Origin of the sequence: Mesorhizobium sp. B2-6-2 (assembly GCF_006440615.1) — a bacterium.
Lineage (GTDB): Bacteria > Pseudomonadota > Alphaproteobacteria > Rhizobiales > Rhizobiaceae > Mesorhizobium.
In genome coordinates, this window is the sequence record NZ_VFUG01000011.1 from 115,822 (window position 1) to 133,290 (window position 17,469).

Below are 17,469 nucleotides of genomic sequence, written 5' to 3' on the forward strand. Positions count from 1 at the left end.
CGCAACAACTACATTCGCACGGCACTGCAGGGCCCGAAGCAGTGACAGCTTTCGAGAGCAGCAGCAGCTTTAGCCGGCATCGGGGAGAAGACCCAAACACCGCTTCGCGAACTTAAGTTGCACCCAACACCACATGGGCACGACGATGCCAAATCATCTTGCCGAAATTTACACAAATAATACAGACCTCGCCATCCAGGGCGGGATTGCGATACTCGTACTGGCGGGCGTCTTTCTTGTGCTCCGGCATGCCCTTGTCGCAGTGCTGCGGAGTCGCCCGAAACCAAATGCCTACCTGAAAGAATGCAAGCCTGTTCCTCTCGAGGAGGTTCCTTGGGTCTGGGAACGCCCGGTCGATCTTGCAACCGGACCTGGTTCTTCTCAGGCTGTCGTGTCCTCGGATGCGGATGCCCGGCTTCAGGATGCAAACTACCGTCAGTTCGGGGTGCGAATCGAGCATTTCGAGATGATCTCCGAAGCTTATGAGAGTTCGCCAGGCGACCTGCCCAATCCCTTCGCTTCCCCGACAAACATCGCTACGGCCTCACCTCCCCGTGTTCGCTGGCCTATCGGTCTTGTATCACGCCTGGGCATCGCCACGATCTGCCTGGCCGTGCCGATTGGCTATACGATGACGAGACAAAATCGGGTCGAAAGCGCCCCCGCCATTTCTCGGGCCCAGAATCCCTCCCAGCCCGATCTTTCGCGATCCTTCGCGGGTCCGGCGAGTGCTGCATTGGATATGGAGGGACCAGCCCAGGGCGACGGGCGTACGAATGCCGAATCGCCTGGCCCGGATCTCGCGGCTGCCAAGGCTGAAGTCGAGGCTGCTCGTGCTCAGGCATCCGCTGCGAGGGATCTGGCCGGCCAGGAGCACCGAGCTGTGGAAGAAGAGCGCGCCAGAAGCGCCTCTCTGCAGAGTGCGCTCTTGGAATCGCGCAAGCAGGTCGACGCGCTGAGGACAAGCATGGCAGCAGCCGACAACGCATACGGGGAGCGTTTGCGCAAGGAACTCGCGGCAGCCCGCACGTATGACGCATTGCAGCGCATTGCGGGAGATGCTCGCAGGCTGCTGGGCGAGAGCATCAACTATGTCGTTACGCAAATGCCGGCTGCTCATATGGAGAGTCAGCGAACTGAATTGATGGCGCGCGACCTATCCCAAGCGCGGGCGCAAATTTCACAGCTTCAGGCCACGGCCGCCGAGGACCGCGCCAGTGCCAAGGCCTCGCTTGCGCAAGTGAACGGAGTGCTTGACGACGAGCGCCGGAAGTCGAAGGACCTTCGTGGCGACCTCGCCGCAATGGAACTGTCCAAGGCGGCGATCGCGGATAAGGCTGAGCGGGAACGAACCGGTGCAGCCACAGCGAGAGGACGGGTGGAGCAGACCGCAACCGAGACTGCGCAGATCCTCGCCCGAGAACGCGCTTCCGCAGCATCGACCCGTGAGGACCTCGATAAAGCCCGCCTCGAGCGTGACGCGACTGAACAGGAACGAGCCAAGGCTGTGTCAGCAAGAAAGCGTGCGGAGCAGACCGCAGCCGAAACGGCGCAGGCTCTGACACGAGCACGCGCTTCCGCAGCATCGACCCGTGAGGACCTCGATAAAGCCCGCCTCGAGCGTGACGCGGCTGAGCAGGAACGTGCCAAGACTGTTTCAGCAAAAGAGCGTGTGGAGCAGACCGCAGCCGAGACGGCGCAGGCTCTGACACGAGAACGCGCTTCCGCAGCATCGACCCGTGAGGATCTCGATAAAGCCCGCCTCGAGCGCGACGCGGCTGAACAGGAACGAGCCAAGGCTGTCTCGGCAAAAGAGCGTGCGGAGCAGGCCGCAGCCGAGACGGCGCAGGCTCTGACACGAGAACGCGCTTCCGCAGCATCGACCCGTGAGGACCTCGATAAAGCCCGCCTCGAGCGCGACGCGGCTGAACAGGAACGAGCCAGGGCTGTCTCGGCAAGAGAGCGTGCGGAGCAGACTGCAGCCGAGACGGCGCAGGCTCTGACACGAGAACGCGTTTCCGCAGTCTCGGCCCAAGAGGATCTCGACAAGGCCCGCCTCGAGCGCGACGCGTCCCGAACACTTTTGGGCCAGGCCGCCCTCAGATTGAAAGAGGCTCTGGACGAGCAACGTGAGGCCACCGTTGCTCTGGCCCGCGACTTGGCCGCCGCGCGCGCGGACAATGACAAGCTCAGGGCTGAGCGCCGCAGCGCGCAAATTGAGCCGCCGCTGCAGCCTCGCTCTGGCCGCGCATCGGCCGGCACCGGTCAGATGAATGCTGTCAGCCAGAAGACGACTACGCGCAGCAAGCTTCGCAACTCCTCGCGGGTGATCCGCGTGCGTACTATCGCGCTTCCCTTTGCCCTCCGACCAATACACCCGACGTCGGATTGAATTCAAAACGATTGCGACGACGGTGAAGGCTCCAGTCATTGGCCTGCACCATTCGCAACACACGGAGGCCCGGAAAAGGGGATGAATTTTCGCAAGGAGTTCCGCGCTCTGCGCTATGTCAGACCGATCACGCTGCCTTTCGCGTTCAATTCGCACCCGACCGGCGCCTGACGCGTCTCCACCCGTCCCTGATGCATATAGTCGATGCTGACCTGAATGGGGGCCGAGATCTTGCGTTTGCTCAACCGACGTATGGAACCTGCGCTGCTGACGCGCACACTGGCCGCGCCAAACTTGGCGGCGGCTTGCTCAATTGCGTCCTGGCAGGCGCGAACGACCTTATCCGGGACACCGGGCAGCGCTTCGATCGGGTGGACCGCTGATAGAACAGTGTTGTCTTCGAGAGGCTGCAGGGCGGGCGGGAGGCCGAGCGAATGTCCGCCGTCTGTGGACAGGTCGACAATGGCTGCCGGAGTTGACGGTATTGAGGCAGTTGGAGTGGTGCTGATCCCGTCATCGTTCGACGGCGGACTGCCGGTGTCGCCGACGGGATCGCCGGGATCAGCGGGATCGCCGGCAGGTCCTTTGCCCTTGCCTTTGCCGTTGCCGCCATTGTCATGGCTGCCATGCCCCCCGTTACCACCCTGATGGCCGCCACCGTCATGCCCTCCGCCGTGCGGGCCGGCGGCTGCAGTTCCAGCGCAAGCTACCGCGATCGAACAAGCCAATGCAAAATGAGCCAAGCTGAATCCAAGGGATTGACGCACGGTAGTCTCCAATGTGCCCAGCCGTCCTTGCGCGGTATGCGGTCAGAACGTCTAAACCGCCGCTGCCCCAAGGCAAAAACTGGCGAATACGGTGCCCACGGAGTTAACTAGTGGATAAATCCGCTGCATCAAGGATGCTGTGGGGGACGATCGATAGCGGCAACACAGCAATTTTTCCCAAGACCCAGAAACCACAACGCCGCAAGTTACTGCGGCGATGTTCCAGCTCCCTGCTCGGCTTGGAGAAAGTGATGACGACCACAATGTCCCCGTTTCTCACCGCCCTCACCTCCGATGGCCCTTCCGCCGATTGGGCGAAAGACATGGACCTGTACGCTTGGCTCATCGGCAGCTGGGACATGGACACGGTCCACCATCTCGACGATGGCGCGATCCGCAAATCGGATGGCGAATGCCATTTCGGCTGGGTGCTCGAAGGCCGCGCCATCCAGGATCTCTGGATCAGGCCGAGGCGCCCTGCCCCGTCCACCATGTACGGCACCACCTTGCGCGTCTTCGATCCCGGCATCGACGGCTGGCACATCATCTGGAGCGATCCGCTCAACCAGAATTACTCACGCCAGATCGGGCGGGCCGAGGGCAACGACATCGTCCAGATCGGCCATGACTCGCGCGGCCTGCAAGCGCGTTGGCGGTTCACCGACATCACGGCCGGCAGCTTCCATTGGATCGGCGAGGAAAGAGCTGCCGAGAGCGATCCCTGGCGGGTGACTTATGAGCATTTTGCGCGGCGGGCAGGTTCCTGACGCTCTGTCTGTGGCCGATCGCAGATTTCCAGGATCGCTCCTCCTTCCGCGCGCGCTCGCCTTAACGAATCACGATCATACGGCCTTGACGATGCCGAGTGGGAGTGCGTGCCGACGCCTTTCCGCGTCCCGGCGCACAGGCGGCCTTCAACCGCTTACTTTGAGCCTTTCACCGCCAAGTGCCGGTGTCGCTCGAACATCGCCAGTTTGTGCCATATGTCATCCGCACCTCGGATCGGCACCCTTCGCATCTGAACGTAGTGATGCTCGATGCGCTTCTTACATTAGCAATCAACGATATATTAATGGCTACTGTGCAGCCTGTTCGACTCGGGAAATCTCCCGATCGACGATCCGGCACTCGGTGTGCCGAGACGCTCGACCGATGCGGAGCAAAACGCATGAGTGTCGAAACAGCATTGGCGCAGCTACTGCGCATGATCCACCATCGCGCCCTGAATTTGGCTGCACTACCGGACGATGAGAGAGATCCATACTACGACAGCATCCGCCGGTCCTGTTGCGGAGCGGCCGAGCACATCGGTCAATCCCCCGACAATGCCGCCATCACCGCAAACAGCATGGTCGAATTTACCCGGGCGATGGTCGGCATCATCGAGGCGGGGCGCGGATAAATCGCACGTCGACACGCTCGCGACGAGCTCGGCAGGTGCCGAGAAGCGCGGCTACGGCGCGTTGCCTGCGGCTCGCGAGATGACGATTGCCATGCGCAGGTCGACGATCGGGCTTCCGAGCGATCGCTATCTCAGATCCCGCCCCAGATGTTCGAGGACAGGTGCTTGGTTGTCGGCATCACCGGCCAGCAAATATCCAGCTGATTGTCGGACGGCATGCCGTTCCGCATCCGCGTTGGGTTGCGGGCATCCTGCGCATATTTCAAGGCCGCGCCCATGCGGTTCAATGTCTTCAGGATCGACATAAAGTTCATCCTCAATTCGCCATGGCTGTAACGGGGGAATCCCGCCGCCTTCATGATGGCGCCTTGGATGACCGACGATCGTTTCCGCCGCGTTGCACGCAGGCGCAAGGCTCGTAACGAGAAGGACAGCCTTTGAAACATTTGTATGCAAACGAGCCGCCATGGCTTGCGAGGCGTCTGGCCGGCTCGGCTACTGCCGTTGCCGTTTCGAAACAAATTAACGTTCAAGCGCCATCAAACCGAAACCAAACTGCAGGAAAACCGCCATCGACCGGCCTGACCGGAATTTAAACAAAGGAAAAATCGAAATGTCCAAGATTGTTCGCAATGCAATTCTCGCCATTGTTGCTGTCGCCGGCTTTGCTGGTTCGGCTTATGCTCAGCAGGCGGCGCTCAATTCGTGCAGCAACCATGACGATTACTACGCCATGTGCCTGGGCGCGAACAACGGCGGCCACCATGATAGCCGCGGAAGCGATCGTCGTTAATCGATTATCCGCTGAAAAAAGCTCCGCAGGCATCTCGCCGGCGGGGCTTTTTCGCGCTTCACCACACCCCACCGGAAAACCTATGCCCTCGGGTTACCAGGTCAATTGCTCGAAGTTCGGAAAGAACGTCATTTTCAAATTGCGACGGTTGGTGAACCACCCTGGTAACCAGGCCCAGCTTGTACGCCGGCAGGCCACCCACAATGGAATCACGGCAAGTCGGCGGCCGCTATGGTAACCCGCATTTAATTAGCGTTAACTAATTATAGACCGCGCTGTTCTATTCTGACACAGCGCGGTCTACTGCCACACAATGACCGTGCAGGCGGCTCTGGCCAAACGCACCCCCCACCCAGCTGGAGCCGCCACCCTCACCATACTCGGCCCGGTTGAATTAATCCTTACCAAATATCCTTTCTGGTGTGTTTCGCGGAAAGGTAGCCTTGCAACCAAATGCTCGGTCGGTCGAGCACGACGCTTGGCCCTGAGCGCAGTTCCGTTGCCAGGAATCACTCTCGTTACAACGCGGTAGTCTGGCGGTCGCAGGACTGAAACATTGCTACTTTAACGTGCTATCGGTATCGGTAGGTGCATAGGGAGCGTGTGGCAAAATGTCGATTCCTCAAAACCTGAATGAGACAGATCTCAGATTCGAATGTCCAAGATGCCGGCATCCGATTATCCGGAAAGGCTCCTGGTTCAAGTCCGTGGCTACATTCAAATGCGGGGGCTGCCAAACGTCGATACGGCTTGGATATCCGGCAAAGCTGCGATTGTTCGAAAAACACAGGGAGTCAGCCAGCCCTAATCGCATCAGCCAAGCCTAATACGTGTCATCTCATTCCGACTAGGCGACGTCTCCGTTGGATCAGTCTTTGATATAGTGGCCGTCCCTGGTCGACTTGTTTTCAAACATTAATAACGCGGTTGAACCGCGCCTTTTTACTTCAGCGCCGACGATCACTGGCTACAGTGCCCTACTTCGCCGCCGCATACCCCGCGATGCCCTTGGTCTCGAGGAAATCCTCGAGACCGTATTCGGCATATTCGCGGCCGTTGCCGGACTGCTTGTAGCCGCCGAAGGGCAGGCCCGCGTCCCAGGCAGGGTAGTTGATGTAGACAGTGCCCGAGCGCATGCGGGCGGCCGCCTGGCGCGCCTTCTCGATGTCCTTGGCCTGGATATAGGAGGCAAGGCCGAAGACGGTGTCGTTGGCCTGCTCGATCGCCTGCTCGACTGTGTCGTAGGGCATGATCGACAGCACCGGCCCAAAGATTTCTTCCTTGGCGATGCGCATGTCGTGCGTCACGTTGGCGAAGACCGTCGGGCGGACATAGTAGCCGCGGTTGAGCTCGGCCGGGCGGCCGGGTCCGCCGGCGACCAGCGTTGCGCCTTCGTCGATGCCGCTTTGGATCAGGTCCTGGATCTTGCCGAACTGCAGTTGGCTCACCACCGGACCGAGCTTCGACGCGGGCGCGTCGGCCGGGCCGACGGTGAATTTCTCTGCCGCCTTCTTCGCATAGCCGGCGGCCTCGTCATGGCGGTCGCGCGGTACGAACATGCGGGTCGGCGCGTTGCAGGACTGGCCGCTGTTGGAGAAGCAGCCGGCGACGCCCTTGGTGACGGCCCGCTCCAGATCGACATCGGGGAACAGGATGTTGGCCGACTTGCCGCCGAGCTCCTGATGCACGCGCTTGACCGTGTCGGCCGCTGCCTTGGCGACCAGGATGCCGGCGCGGGTCGAGCCGGTGAAGGACATCATGTCGACATCCGGATGGCTGGCCAGCGACTGGCCGACGCCGGGGCCGTCGCCGTTGACGAGGTTGAAGACGCCCCTCGGCACGTCGGCCTCGTCGATGATCTCGGCGAAGATGATAGCGTCGAGCGGCGCGATCTCGGACGGCTTCAGCACCATGGTGCAGCCGGCGGCAAGCGCCGGACCGACCTTGCAGGTGATCTGGTTCAGCGGCCAATTCCACGGCGTGATCAGGCCGACGACGCCGATCGGCTCCTTGACGATGAGCGAGGAGCCCTTGATGTGGCGGAACTGGAAGGTCCTCAGCACCTCGGCCATCTTCTCCAGATGCGCTTGGCCGACGCCGACCTGGCTGTCCAGCGCCATCTGGCGCGGCGCGCCCATCTCGCGCGAGACGGCGAGCGCAAGGTCCTTGCTGCGCTTCTTATAGACTTCGATGACGCGGTTGAGGATGTCGAGCCGCTCCTCGACCGAAGCGAAGCCGAAAGTGGCGAAGGCGCGCTTGGCCGCCGCCACCGCCTTGTCGACATCGGCCTTGGAGCCGAGCGAAATCTGCGCGAACGCGTCCTCGTTGGATGGGTCGATGACATCGAGTGTGTTCGGCACAACAGGATCGACCCAGGCGCCGTCGATATAGAACTGCAGATTGTGTGACATGGTTTTCCTCGGCCAGCCGTGGGTGCTCGATTGTGGTGAATTGTCGTCGTATACCGCCAGAGATAACGGGGCGGCATACGCCCTGTCAAACGCAAGCGCCTGTTGAGCCCACTGGTTGGCGATGATCGTTCGCAAAAGGCGATCATTATAACTCAAATAATTCGTTGGAAAGATTGGTTCTGGAATGGCATTTCGGCGGCGAGCGCGCCTGGAGAATTGAATTGTCATTCCTACCCGTCACCGCGAACGATCTTCCAATCGATCTGAACCCGGTCAACGCCGAGCGCAAGCGCCCTGCCCTGACCTCGATCTCAGCCGGCGTGGTACCGGGACTGGTCCTGGTGGCGATGATCGCCAGCGTCGCCTATTCGGCGCGCGGTTTGTCCGGCCTCACCTTGTTCAGCCCGATGATCCTGGCCGTGGTGGCCGGCATGATCTATTCCAACGTGCTCGGCCTGCCCGCCCACGCCAAGGCCGGCATCGCCTTTTCGCAAAAGCGCCTGCTGCGCTTCGCCATCGTGCTGCTCGGCTTCCAGCTCACGTTCGGCCAGGTCGCGGGCATCGGCCTCGGTGGGGTCGGCATTGTCGCGGCCACGCTCGGTGCCACCTTCCTCTTCACCGTCGCGCTCGGCAAGCTGATCGGCGTCGAGGCCAAGCTGGCGCAGCTGATCGCCGCCGGCACCTCGATTTGCGGGGCTTCGGCGATCGTCGCCACCAACATCGTCACCGACGCGCGCGACGAGGACGTGACCTACGCGGTTGCCGCGATCACGCTGTTCGGCACCGTCGCCATGCTCGGCTTTCCGCTGCTGGCGCCGGTCTTCGGGCTCGACCAGCACGCCTTCGGTCTGTGGGCCGGAGCCTCGATCCATGAGGTGGCGCAGGTGATCGGCGCCGGCTTCCAGAACGGCACGCTTGCCGGCGAGACGGCGACCGTCGCCAAGCTGACGCGTGTCGCGATGCTGGCGCCGATGGTGATCGCGCTCGGCCTGATGGCGCGCCGCGGCAGCTCAGACACTTCCGGCGCCAGGCCGCCGCTACCCTGGTTCGTCGTCGCCTTCGTCGCGGTGGTGGCGCTGAACAGCCTGATCGCGATCCCGGTTCAGGTTCATGCCGCGATCGCCCTGGCCGCCCAGGTCATGCTGACCATGGGGCTCGCCGCCATGGGCCTTCAGGCCGATATTTCCCAGCTGCGCTCGCGCGGTCTTCGACCGCTGATGCTGGCCTTCTCGGCCTTCCTGTTCATCGCGGTCTTCAGCCTGACGCTGGTGAAGCTCGTCTGAGGCGGGCCGAGACCGGCCTCACCTCTCAGTCTTCGTCATCATCCTCGAACTCGCACGCCGCGACATAGATCGCGGCGAGCTTCTCGATGCCTGCCTGGTCTTCCTTGTCGAAGCGCCCGGGCATCGGGCTGTCGAGGTCGAGCACGCCGAACGCGCCTTCGGCATCGCGCAGAAGCACGACCAGCTCCGAGCGCGAATCGGCATCGCAGGCGATGTGGCCGGGAAATTCGTTGACGTCCTTGACCAGCATCGACATGTCGAGTTCGATGGCCTTGCCGCAGACGCCCTTGCCGACAGCGATGCGAACGCAGGCGGGCTTGCCCTGGAAGGGCCCGAGCACCAGCTCGTCGTCGGAGGCGAGGAAATAGAAGCCGGCCCAGTTGAGGTCGGGCACCATCTGATAGATCAGCGCCGCGGTGTTGGCGGCGTTGGCAACGGAATCGCCCTCGCCTTCGAGCAGCGCTTTCAATTGCGTGGCCAACCCCTTGTAGAAGGCTTGCTTATTGCTTGTGTCGATTGCCGTTGCCGCAAACATCGTATTGTTGCTCCGTTGCCCTTAGCGCCCGGCTTCATGCTTGATATGCCTTCATCAGATCCTGAACGGTTTTGATCGGCAGGAACAGTCGCAATTCGTTGGACGGCAATGCGGTGAAACCATGATCGACATAGAGCTTCATCCTGCGCGCTATCTTGGCCGGATCGCCGCAATCCAGTACATCCAGCATGACAACGGCAATTCCGATTTGCTCGGCAACCCTCGCTATGCGCGCCAGCGCGTCAAGCAGAAGATCGCCGCCATATCCATTGCCTGCGAAACGCAGGTCAACGCCCATCATGGACAAATAGGCCGCGGGGATGCTCCCATGTCCCGGCCGGGTTCTCGCATATTTGTGCGGTAGCTCGCCATAATCCACCGAGTGCGAATTGATGGCGTAAAAGCCGATCAGGTCTTCGGTTGGGCTGAGCATGACGAAGACACGAAGATTGTCGGCTTTGGACAGTTTGTTGGCTGTCCGTTTGAAGAAATTGTCGACCTGATCCACGCCACAGAAAAAAGCCGTTCGATCATGCTTTTCAGGATCGAACGGCTCTATGACATTGGCGACTTCGGGCTGCCGCGTCACTTGGAAATGACGGTTTTGGCATAGCGGGCAAACGACGCCCGCAGTCGGTCCGTTGGCGGTGGGGGATTGTCGATAGCCGCAAAGAAGGCAGCATGATCGACAGGCCGCAGAGCGGTGCGCTCATGAGCCTCTATCGTTTCCATGGCGGCCTTGTAGGCGGCATTCATTGTGAAAACCGAGTCATCGACACCGGCAAGAGCTGCGGCTTGCTGAATGGCCTTCTTGATGCGCGGTTTTGTGCGGAAGTTCATCCGCTCGCTGCTGCGCTCCTCGATCTCTCGAATTTCATCATGGAAATTTTCCATGTTCTTGCTCCTTCGCACATCTATGTACGTCGCATCGGCGTACAGGTCAAGAAAGCTGCATAACGGCGAGTTGCGGCGGTTGCCGCAGGCATTCTTGGTCGTTTCTCCGTTGCAAGAGCGCTGACGCGCCCGATAAAGTCCCTCCCCTCTGCCACCAGCCGCCGGGAAACAGCCCATCGTGACCTCCAGCCATTCCAAGACGGCGAGGGCCAGGACGATCCGGATCGCCGCCGCTGTCATCCGCGACGACGGCGGCAGGCTGCTTCTGGTGCGCAAGCGCGGCACGACCGTCTTCATGCAGGCCGGCGGCAAGATCGAGCCGGGTGAATTGCCCACCGCCGCCCTGGCGCGCGAATTGCGCGAGGAGCTGGGCGTTGCCGTCGATCCGGCCGCGGCCTTCCATCTCGGTTCCTTCTCGGCGCCCGCCGCCAATGAGCCGGACACCTGCGTCGAGGCCGAGCTGTTCGAACTCTCCATCATCGGCGAGCCGGTCCCGGCCGCCGAGATCGAGGAGATGATCTGGCTGAACCCGGAACTGGCAAGCGGCATGGATCTCGCGCCGCTCACAGCCGATATCGTGCTGCCGCGCTACGGCCGCCAGCCATGAGCGGGCGCAGCCAGGCAAAACAGGCGGCGGGCGAAGCGCCCCTTACTTTCGCGGTGCTGGTTTTTCCCGGCTTTCCGATGATGGCATTTTCATCCGTCATCGAGCCGCTGCGCGCCGTCAACATTCTTGCCAAGCGCGACTGCTATCGATGGGTGATCGTCGGCGCCGATGCGGGTAGCGTGGATGCATCGAACGGCGTCGTCATCCAACCCGGCTTCTCGGCAGCCGACGCGCCGAAGGTCGACCGCATCGTGGTGTGTTCCGGCGGCGACGCCGATCATGTCGTGGCCGATGAGGCGATGAGCTGGATCCGCAAAAGCCTGCGCGGCGGCGCGCATATCGGCGCTGTCGCCGACGCTGCATTCTTCCTCGCCCGCGCCGGCCTGCTCGACGGCCATGCCTGCACCTTGCACTGGACCAGCCAGGCAGCCTTCACCGAGGCTTTTCCGGATATCGAGCTTCGGCGCGATCTCTTCGTCATCGACCGCAAGCGCTTCACCTCGGCCGGCGGCGTCGGCAGCCTCGACATGATGCTGGAAATCATCACGCGCGATTATGGCGCCGAGCTTGCGGCTGGTGTCGCCGAATGGTTCGTGCACTCGCCATTGCGGTCGAGCGTCGACCGCAAGCTGATGCCGCTCAGGCTGCGCACGGGCGTCCAGAACGAGCTGGTTCTGTCGGCCATCGCCATTATGGAGGATGCGGTCGAGGAAAGGCTCGGCATGGCGGAACTGGCCGAACGGCTCGGCGTCTCGCCCGACAAGCTCGAGCGCAGTTTCCGCGCCGAGCTGGATATCTCGCCCAATGGATATTACCGGCGGCTGCGACTTAAGCGGGCTGCCGATCTGCTGGCACATTCGACGCTGATGGTGCGCGATGTGGCGCTGGCTTGCGGCTTTGCGTCGATGTCGAGCTTTGCAAGAGCGTTTCGCGAGGAGCACGGGCGCGCGCCTAAGGCGATGCGGCGGCATTAGTGTGTTTGTGCGCGCTGACGCGATGAAACGCTGGCGCGAAGGATCACGGCGTTGCCCGTTCGCCTGCGGCGTCCGGCACGACATCTGCGGGAATCCGCACACACTTCGTGTGACGTATAGATCATGTTCTCCGCAACAGGAGGCCTCCCATGAGCATCGTCGTATTCGACCCCGACAGCACCGAGGATGTGGACTTCAAGGATCGCATGCGCCACCCCGTCGCGGCCGATCCGGCCGGCGGCATGTGGCTGTCCGACACCGAGCCGTCCTTCATCGACGCTGACGCGCTGCGCAAGGGGCGGCTGGCCAAGCTGCGCGCCTGGATGCGCGAGGCTGGCTATGGCGGCGTCGTTTTGTTCGATCCATACAACCAGCGCTACGCCACCGGTTCGCGCAACATGTTCGGCTATTTCCTGCGCAACTCGACCCGCTATTTCTTCGTGCCCACCGAAGGGCCGATCGTGCTGTTCGAATATCCGCAGAGCTATCATGTCTCGATGGTGCTCGACACGATCGACGAGGCGCGGCCGTCCAAGCTCGTCTGGTCGTCGGTGTCGGGCCGCGACGACGAGACCGCGGGGCCGTTCGCCGACGAGATCGCGGAGCTTCTGAAGAAGCATGGCGGCGGATCGATGAAGCTTGGGCTCGACCGCTGCAGTCATCTGCAGGCGCTGGCGCTGGAAAAGCGCGGCTGTGAAGTGAAGGACTGCCAGGGCGAGATCCTGGCGGTGCGCGCGGTCAAGACGCCGGAGGAAGTGAAATGCCTGCTGGCCTCGATGGCGGGCGCCGAGGCCGCGGTGGCGGCGGTGCGCGAGGCGATCAAGCCCGGCGTTTCCGAGAACGAGCTGTTCGCCATCATGTATGGCGAGGTGATCCGCCAAGGCGGCGAGTTCATCGAGACCCGGCTGCTCACCTCGGGACAGCGCACCAATCCATGGTTCAACGAGGCGAGCGGCCGCAAGATCAGGCCGGGCGAGTTGCTGGCGCTCGATACCGACACGATCGGCTGCTACGGCTATTATTCCGACTTCTCGCGCACCTTCCGCTGCGGCCCGGGCAAGCCGACGCCCTATCAGAAATCGCTCTACCGCATGGCGCATGACCAGGTGCAGCACAACATCTCGATCGTGAAGCCCGGCATGGTGTTCCGCGAGATCGCCGAGAAGGCCTGGAAGATCCCGGACCGCTTCGTCGACCTGCGCTACACCTCGGTCATGCACGGCGTCGGCATGCATGGCGAAACGCCTTTCATCGCGCACGCTATGGACTACGAGACCTATGGCCGCGATGGCGTCATCGTGCCCGGCATGGTGGTGAGCGTGGAAAGCTATATCGGCGAGAAAGGCGGTCGCGAAGGCGTCAAGCTCGAGGATGAGGTCCTGATCACCGAGACCGGCACCGAACTGCTCTCGCGGTTTCCGTATGAGGATGAGTTTCTTGAGCCGCAGGTTTGATGCAGGCAAGCACGATGAGCGCCGGTCCGGCATCGCAAGCCTTGGCGATTGGCCGCAACACCAGTGCCGTCGTCATTCCAGGGCGAAGCAAGGAGCGAAGCGACGCGGCGCAGACCCAGGAATCCATGCCGTTCCGTCTCCGCTTCGCCACGGTGCGGAATTCTGTTTGGCAGCAATTGACGATCAAGGTAACGGCATGGATTCCAGGGTCTTCGCGACGCCGCTGCGCGGCTGCTGAGCCCTGGAATGACGAAATTTGAGCATACGCATGAAAACGCCCATTTCCATCCGACGCGGTACAGTGGCCGCGGTGTTCATCGATCTCCAGGAGGAGCATCGCAAGGACAAGCGCTATCTGGTCGAAGGTTTTGCCGACATCCTCGCCAATGTGCAACGCCTGCAGGAGGCGGCGCGGCGTAATTTCGTGCCGCTCTACCACTGGGCATATATCGTCGATCTCGCCGCGGCGCGGCCGTTCCACCCAGTCGATGAAAGCGGGAAATCGGCCTTTTCCGACAAGGACGATCCGCTGACCGCAATCTGCCATGAAGTGGCGCCGCAAGATGGCGAAGCCACGCTGGTCAAGCAGGAAGCCAGCGCCTTCGGCAAGAACGATTTTGGCGACAAGCTCAAGGCCTCCGGCATCGAATGGCTGGTGATTGCGGGCGTTTGGACCGAGGCCTGCATCGACGCGACGGTGAAGGACGCGGTAGCGCGCGGGTTTCGCGTGCTTTTGGTCAAGGATGCCTGCGGCAGCGCAAGTGCCGCCATGCACCAGACCGGCATCCTCAATCTCGCCAACCGTCTCTATGGCGGCGCCGTCACCAACACGCTCGACGCCTGCCGGCTGTTGGCGGGAGACACCGTGAAGGTGTGGCAGGTCGAGGGTTCGGTGCCGCTGCGCTTCACATTCGAGAACGCGGCGCAGCTCTACGCCGAGCTTTGACGGCAGTGACCAGAGCCCAAACCGATCCGTCGAGCCGCGGCCACTACGCCGACCGGCTCGATCCGGAGTTGTGGGACTATATCGACGAGGTCAACAGCTGGTACCCGCCGGAAATCGTCGCCGCGCCGATCGCGAAGCGGCGCGCGGTCTACAATCGGATGTGCGCGGCTTTTTATCAGGCTTGTCCCGAAGGCGTGACGACCAGCGACGGCCTCGTCGCGACGGCGACGCATCCAATCCCGGTGCGGCACTATCGCATGGCGGGCAAGGCGGCAGCGACCGTCGTCTATTACCATGGCGGTGGTTTTGTCCTTGGCGACCTCGATAGCCATGACGACATCTGCGCCGAAATCTGCGCCGGCACCGGTTTCGAGGTGGTCTCGGCCGACTACCGGCTGGCGCCGGAGCATCTGCACCCCGCCTCCTACGACGATGCGTTGGCAGTGTTCGAATGGGTCGCCGCGACGAGCACACTGCCGATCGTGCTTTGCGGCGAAAGCGCCGGCGGCAATCTCGCCGCTGCGGTGGCGCAGGCAACGCGGCGCCATGAACGGCAGGCTGTTGGCCAGATGTTGATCTATCCGGGGCTAAGCAGCGACGAGACCGGGCGCTCTTATGTCGAGCATGCCGAAGCGCCGCTGCTCAGCGTAAGCGACATCGAGTTCTACCGTCGCATCCGGTCCGCGCCCGGGCAGTCGACGGACGACCCGACTTTCTCGCCGCTCAGGGACCGTGACTTCTTTGGCCTGCCGCCGACGATCATCGTCACCGCCGAATGCGATCCGCTGTCGTCGGACGGCGAAGTCTATCGCGAGCGCATCCTTGCCGCCGGCGGCCGCGCCTGGTGGCGCGAGGAGCCGAGGCTGGTGCACAGCTTTCTGCGCGCAAGGACGACTGTGCCGCGCGCTGCGGAGGCGTTTCGAAGGATCATCAGCGACATCTCGAAGCTGAGCGCCGGCGATGGAGCGCTAATCTCCCTCCTCGTGGGGGAGATGGCCGGCAGGCCAGAGGGGGGCGCGAAGGAACGCGGCTCCTCGGACTTCTGATCATCTGAACGACTTGAGAAGGTAGCGCTGACTGCCGAAACGCCGGCGGGACAGCGCCCCCCTCTGCCCTGCCGGGCATCTCCCCCACGAGGGGGGAGATTGGCTGTACCCTCTGCGGAACAGCGCACAAGAACTGCGGAAAACCAAACATTTCGCCGCCGAAAGCGGACCTATCATCCCCTCGCAGGCAACGGCGCTCCGGCGGACGCATCCGCCCCCGCATGGCGGCCCGGAGCGCCCAACAACAGAGGGAACGACGATGAAATTCATGCTGACCGACAGAAAACTGCATCCGCAAGCCAAGCCGATCACCGACGATTTCAAGAAGGGCGCGATCAGTCGGCGCGAATATCTGGCCTTGATGGCCGGCTTCGGCGTCAGCGCCGCCGGAGCGATGGCGCTGGGCGGGATCGCTGCCTCGCCTGCCCGCGCCGCCGAGCCGAAAAAGGGCGGCGTGCTGCGCGTCGCGATGAACGTCAAGGGCTTTAAAGACCCGCGCACCTTCGACGGCGTCGAGATGTCCAATGTCGCGCGCCAGTGCAACGAATATCTGGTGCGCTGGAAGACCGACTTTTCCTTCGAGCCCTGGCTGCTCGAAAGCTGGGAGACCAGCGATGACGCCAAGACGATCACGCTGCACGTGCGCAAAGGCGTCACGTGGTCGAATGGCGACATTTTCAACGCCGAGGACGTGATCCACAACCTCAACCGCTGGTGCGATGCCTCGGTCGCCGGCAATTCGGTCGCGGCGCGCATGGGCGCGCTGGTCAATGCCGACACCAAGAAGCCGGTAGACGGCGGCATCCAGAAGGTCGACGACTATACCGTCAAGCTCAACCTGCCGAAGCCCGACATCTCGCTGATCACCGGCATGGCCGACTATCCGGCGCTGATCATGCACCGCTCCTATGAAGGCGATGCCGATCCGAAGAAGGCTTTGGCCATCACCACCGGCCCTTGCGAGCTGGTGAGTTGGGACGCCGAGACGGGCGCGGAGGTGAAGCGCAAGGACAAGCCGTGGTGGAAGGGCGAGTTCTATCTCGATGGCATCAAATGGGTCGACTACGGCTCCGATCCCAACGCCACGCTGTCGGCCTTCGAATCCGGCGAGATCGACACCGACCACGAGACCACGGCGGACGCCGTGTCGCAAACCGAGCACATGGGCCTGCAGAATTCCGAGATCGCCACCGGCTCGACCATCGTCGCGCGCTTCAATGTCTCCAACGCGCCCTATGACGACGTCAAGGTGCGCCGAGCCGCGCAGCTTGCGGTCGATAATGCGGCCGTGCTGAAGCTCGGGCTGGACGGCCGCGGCAAGCCCGCCGACAACCACCATGTCGGCCCGATGCATCCGGAATTCGCCGATATCGGCCCGGCCAAGCGCGAGGTGGAACAGGCCAAGAAGCTGATTTCGGAATCCGGCAAGGCCGACCACGAATATGAGCTGATCTCGGTCGACGTCGAGTGGCAAAAGAGCACCGCCGACGCGATCGCCGCGCAGATCCGCGAGGCCGGCCTGAAGATCAAGCGCACCGTGCTGCCGGCCGCGACCTTCTGGAACGACTGGGCCAAGTTCCCCTATTCCTGCACCGAATGGCTCGGCCGCCCGCTTGGCGTGCAGGTGCTGGCGCTGGCCTACAAATCGGGCGGCGCCTGGAATGAAAGCGCCTATTCCAACAAGGAGTTCGACGAGCTTCTCGACAAGGCGCTTGCAACGCCGGATGCCGCCCAGCGCAAGGAGATCATGGCCAAAATCGAGACCAATTTGCGCGATGCCGGCATCATCATCCAGCCCTACTGGCGCTCGGTCTACCGAACCTATCGCAAGGGCGTACAGGGCTGCGAACAGCACCAGGCGCTCGAGCAGCATTTCGAGAAAGTCTGGCTGGAGTCCTGATCCTCCCAGGAGCGAGCGGCCGGCGCGACCTTCCCGGTCGCGTCGGCCGAGCGCTCATTTGTCAA

At 62.4% G+C, this 17,469-nt stretch carries 18 protein-coding genes; 12 read left to right on the plus strand and 6 right to left on the minus strand.

The genetic code is table 11. The features are described from left to right. Nucleotides 1-133: 133 nt before the first annotated feature. Nucleotides 134-2,392: a hypothetical protein gene (locus tag FJ419_RS21040; protein WP_140697665.1), complete on the plus strand. Its 2,259-nt coding sequence runs from the start codon at nucleotides 134-136 to the stop codon at nucleotides 2,390-2,392. A 113-nt stretch (nucleotides 2,393-2,505) separates the two neighbouring features. On the opposite strand, the gene FJ419_RS21045 is transcribed toward FJ419_RS21040, so the two are convergent. Beyond that, nucleotides 2,506-3,159 (minus strand): hypothetical protein, encoded by a 654-nt coding sequence (locus FJ419_RS21045; protein ID WP_181170768.1) that lies wholly within the window; start codon nucleotides 3,157-3,159, stop codon nucleotides 2,506-2,508. A 110-nt stretch (nucleotides 3,160-3,269) separates the two neighbouring features. Here FJ419_RS21045 and FJ419_RS21050 point away from each other — a divergent pair, with 110 nt between their 5' ends. Continuing rightward, nucleotides 3,270-3,926 carry a hypothetical protein gene (locus FJ419_RS21050; RefSeq protein ID WP_246679279.1) on the plus strand — a complete coding sequence of 219 codons (657 nt, stop codon included), beginning with the start codon at nucleotides 3,270-3,272 and terminating at the stop codon, nucleotides 3,924-3,926. A gap of 401 nt (nucleotides 3,927-4,327) precedes the next feature. After that, a complete protein-coding gene (locus FJ419_RS21055) occupies nucleotides 4,328-4,561 on the plus strand; it encodes a hypothetical protein (RefSeq protein ID WP_140697671.1) in 234 nt (77 codons plus the stop codon). Between the two features lie 131 nt (nucleotides 4,562-4,692). On the opposite strand, the gene FJ419_RS30855 is transcribed toward FJ419_RS21055, so the two are convergent. Beyond that, entirely contained in the window at nucleotides 4,693-4,866 is a 174-nt protein-coding gene (locus FJ419_RS30855) for a hypothetical protein (RefSeq protein WP_181164972.1), read from the minus strand. A 308-nt stretch (nucleotides 4,867-5,174) separates the two neighbouring features. Here FJ419_RS30855 and FJ419_RS21060 point away from each other — a divergent pair, with 308 nt between their 5' ends. Further along, nucleotides 5,175-5,354: a hypothetical protein gene (locus FJ419_RS21060; protein ID WP_140697675.1), complete on the plus strand. Its 180-nt coding sequence runs from the start codon at nucleotides 5,175-5,177 to the stop codon at nucleotides 5,352-5,354. A gap of 977 nt (nucleotides 5,355-6,331) precedes the next feature. Here the strand turns inward: FJ419_RS21060 and FJ419_RS21070 are convergent. Beyond that, the gene (locus FJ419_RS21070) at nucleotides 6,332-7,765 is read right to left on the minus strand and encodes an aldehyde dehydrogenase family protein (protein WP_140697681.1); all 1,434 of its coding nucleotides are present in this window, start codon (nucleotides 7,763-7,765) and stop codon (nucleotides 6,332-6,334) included. Between the two features lie 257 nt (nucleotides 7,766-8,022). Here FJ419_RS21070 and FJ419_RS21075 point away from each other — a divergent pair, with 257 nt between their 5' ends. Continuing rightward, nucleotides 8,023-9,048, plus strand: coding sequence for a YeiH family protein (locus FJ419_RS21075; RefSeq protein WP_246679285.1), 1,026 nt, complete (start codon nucleotides 8,023-8,025; stop codon nucleotides 9,046-9,048). A 25-nt stretch (nucleotides 9,049-9,073) separates the two neighbouring features. Here FJ419_RS21075 and FJ419_RS21080 read toward each other — a convergent pair whose 3' ends face one another. The 3 genes from FJ419_RS21080 to FJ419_RS21090 are packed head-to-tail and all read right to left on the minus strand — an operon-like array spanning nucleotide 9,074 to nucleotide 10,477. Continuing rightward, entirely contained in the window at nucleotides 9,074-9,583 is a 510-nt protein-coding gene (locus tag FJ419_RS21080; protein ID WP_140697684.1) for a GAF domain-containing protein, read from the minus strand. A 34-nt stretch (nucleotides 9,584-9,617) separates the two neighbouring features. Beyond that, entirely contained in the window at nucleotides 9,618-10,172 is a 555-nt protein-coding gene (locus FJ419_RS21085) for a GNAT family N-acetyltransferase (RefSeq protein ID WP_140697687.1), read from the minus strand. Then, on the minus strand, nucleotides 10,169-10,477 hold the full coding sequence (locus tag FJ419_RS21090; protein ID WP_140697869.1) for a DUF1778 domain-containing protein: 309 nt from the start codon (nucleotides 10,475-10,477) through the stop codon (nucleotides 10,169-10,171). The genes FJ419_RS21085 and FJ419_RS21090 overlap by 4 nt, the downstream gene beginning before the upstream one ends. Before the next feature lie 178 nt (nucleotides 10,478-10,655). Between FJ419_RS21090 and FJ419_RS21095 the strand changes: the two genes are divergently transcribed. The 7 genes from FJ419_RS21095 (at nucleotide 10,656) to FJ419_RS21125 (ending at nucleotide 17,404) form a co-directional block, all read left to right on the plus strand. Beyond that, nucleotides 10,656-11,084 carry an NUDIX domain-containing protein gene (locus FJ419_RS21095; RefSeq protein WP_140697690.1) on the plus strand — a complete coding sequence of 143 codons (429 nt, stop codon included), beginning with the start codon at nucleotides 10,656-10,658 and terminating at the stop codon, nucleotides 11,082-11,084. Beyond that, complete coding sequence (locus FJ419_RS21100; protein ID WP_140697693.1) at nucleotides 11,081-12,058, plus strand: GlxA family transcriptional regulator; 978 nt, start codon at nucleotides 11,081-11,083, stop codon at nucleotides 12,056-12,058. The genes FJ419_RS21095 and FJ419_RS21100 overlap by 4 nt, the downstream gene beginning before the upstream one ends. A 149-nt stretch (nucleotides 12,059-12,207) precedes the next feature. Next, nucleotides 12,208-13,512, plus strand: coding sequence for a Xaa-Pro peptidase family protein (locus FJ419_RS21105; protein ID WP_140697696.1), 1,305 nt, complete (start codon nucleotides 12,208-12,210; stop codon nucleotides 13,510-13,512). 14 nt (nucleotides 13,513-13,526) lie between these two features. Continuing rightward, nucleotides 13,527-13,772: a hypothetical protein gene (locus FJ419_RS21110; RefSeq protein WP_181170769.1), complete on the plus strand. Its 246-nt coding sequence runs from the start codon at nucleotides 13,527-13,529 to the stop codon at nucleotides 13,770-13,772. Between the two features lie 8 nt (nucleotides 13,773-13,780). After that, nucleotides 13,781-14,458: an isochorismatase family protein gene (locus tag FJ419_RS21115; protein WP_140697702.1), complete on the plus strand. Its 678-nt coding sequence runs from the start codon at nucleotides 13,781-13,783 to the stop codon at nucleotides 14,456-14,458. A gap of 5 nt (nucleotides 14,459-14,463) precedes the next feature. Beyond that, nucleotides 14,464-15,504: an alpha/beta hydrolase gene (locus FJ419_RS21120; protein ID WP_140697705.1), complete on the plus strand. Its 1,041-nt coding sequence runs from the start codon at nucleotides 14,464-14,466 to the stop codon at nucleotides 15,502-15,504. 259 nt (nucleotides 15,505-15,763) lie between these two features. Continuing rightward, the gene (locus FJ419_RS21125) at nucleotides 15,764-17,404 is read left to right on the plus strand and encodes an ABC transporter substrate-binding protein (protein WP_140697708.1); all 1,641 of its coding nucleotides are present in this window, start codon (nucleotides 15,764-15,766) and stop codon (nucleotides 17,402-17,404) included. Nucleotides 17,405-17,469: the final 65 nt, after the last annotated feature.

Bases quoted from the DNA above. Each gene is read 5' to 3' on its own strand.
- FJ419_RS21040 (WP_140697665.1), top strand. From the start codon at position 134: ATGGGCACGACGATGCCAAATCATCTTGCCGAAATTTACACAAATAAT.
- FJ419_RS21055 (WP_140697671.1), top strand. From the start codon at position 4,328: ATGAGTGTCGAAACAGCATTGGCGCAGCTACTGCGCATGATCCACCAT.
- FJ419_RS30855 (WP_181164972.1), bottom strand. From the start codon at position 4,866: ATGTCGATCCTGAAGACATTGAACCGCATGGGCGCGGCCTTGAAATAT.
- FJ419_RS21060 (WP_140697675.1), top strand. From the start codon at position 5,175: ATGTCCAAGATTGTTCGCAATGCAATTCTCGCCATTGTTGCTGTCGCC.
- FJ419_RS21070 (WP_140697681.1), bottom strand. From the start codon at position 7,765: ATGTCACACAATCTGCAGTTCTATATCGACGGCGCCTGGGTCGATCCT.
- FJ419_RS21080 (WP_140697684.1), bottom strand. From the start codon at position 9,583: ATGTTTGCGGCAACGGCAATCGACACAAGCAATAAGCAAGCCTTCTAC.
- FJ419_RS21090 (WP_140697869.1), bottom strand. From the start codon at position 10,477: ATGGAAAATTTCCATGATGAAATTCGAGAGATCGAGGAGCGCAGCAGC.
- FJ419_RS21100 (WP_140697693.1), top strand. From the start codon at position 11,081: ATGAGCGGGCGCAGCCAGGCAAAACAGGCGGCGGGCGAAGCGCCCCTT.
- FJ419_RS21105 (WP_140697696.1), top strand. From the start codon at position 12,208: ATGAGCATCGTCGTATTCGACCCCGACAGCACCGAGGATGTGGACTTC.
- FJ419_RS21110 (WP_181170769.1), top strand. From the start codon at position 13,527: ATGAGCGCCGGTCCGGCATCGCAAGCCTTGGCGATTGGCCGCAACACC.
- FJ419_RS21115 (WP_140697702.1), top strand. From the start codon at position 13,781: ATGAAAACGCCCATTTCCATCCGACGCGGTACAGTGGCCGCGGTGTTC.
- FJ419_RS21125 (WP_140697708.1), top strand. From the start codon at position 15,764: ATGAAATTCATGCTGACCGACAGAAAACTGCATCCGCAAGCCAAGCCG.